At 72.9% G+C, this 1,027-nt stretch carries 1 protein-coding gene; it reads left to right on the top strand.

Annotated features, from left to right (window positions below; genetic code table 11):
- A partial coding sequence (gene galT, locus K789_RS0120880; RefSeq protein WP_024368447.1) for a galactose-1-phosphate uridylyltransferase occupies window positions 1-1,027 on the top strand: 1,027 nt, incomplete at both ends.

Raw genomic sequence — 1,027 nt, 5'->3', positions numbered from 1 at the left:
CCTGCCGGCCCGCCCCGAACCGGGCCAGCTGCGCTTCGACGCGCTCAGCCGCGAATGGGTCGCCGTCGCCGCCCACCGGCAGTCGCGGACCCACCTGCCGCCGGCGGACCAGTGCCCGATCTGCCCGACGACGCCGGCCAACCAGACCGAGATCCCGGCGCCGGACTACGACGTCGCCGTCTTCGAAAACCGTTTCCCCTCCCTCGGCCCCGCCACGCACGATGTTCCCGCGGCGCCCGGCTGGGGGACCACGGCACCCGCAGTGGGCCGCTGCGAGGTGGTGGCCTTCACCCCGCAGCACACCGGATCGTTCGCCGAACTGGGTTGGCGCCGCACCCGCACAGTGGTCGACGCCTGGGCCCACCGGACGGAAGCCCTCAGCGCCCTGCCTGGCATCCGGCAGGTGTTTCCGTTCGAAAACCGGGGTGCCGACATCGGCGTCACCCTGCACCACCCGCACGGGCAGATCTACGCCTACCCCTACGTCACGCCGCGCGCCGCGGTCCTGGCCGCCGCGGCCGGCGAATACTCCGACGCCTCGGACGGGACGGCGACGCTCACCTCCTCCCTGCTCCGGGCCGAACGCAGCGACGGCAGCCGCATGGTGCTCGAGGGCGAACACTTCAGTGCCTACGTACCCTTCGCGGCCCGCTGGCCGCTGGAGGTCCACCTCGTCCCGCACCGCCAGGTCCCGGACCTCGCCGCCCTGACCGGGGCGGAGCGGGACGAACTGGCGGAGCTTTACCCCGAACTCCTGAAGCGCTTCGACGCCCTGTATCCGACGCCGACCCCTTACATCGCGGCCTGGCACCAGGCCCCGCTGGAGCCGGCCATGCGCCGGGCCGGCCACCTGCACCTGCAGCTGACGTCGCCCCGCCGCGCGGCGGACAAGCTCAAATACCTGGCAGGATCCGAAGCCGCCATGGGCGCCTTCATCAACGACACCACCCCGGAATCCGTCGCTGCCCGGCTGCGCGAAGTGGCCAGTGACGTGGCCAGCGTTACCGCCGCCGGACCGGCCGGCGAC

Origin of the sequence: Arthrobacter sp. TB 26 (assembly GCF_000427315.1) — a bacterium.
Classification (GTDB): domain Bacteria; phylum Actinomycetota; class Actinomycetes; order Actinomycetales; family Micrococcaceae; genus Arthrobacter.
This window is presented reverse-complemented; position numbering and strand designations above follow the sequence as displayed.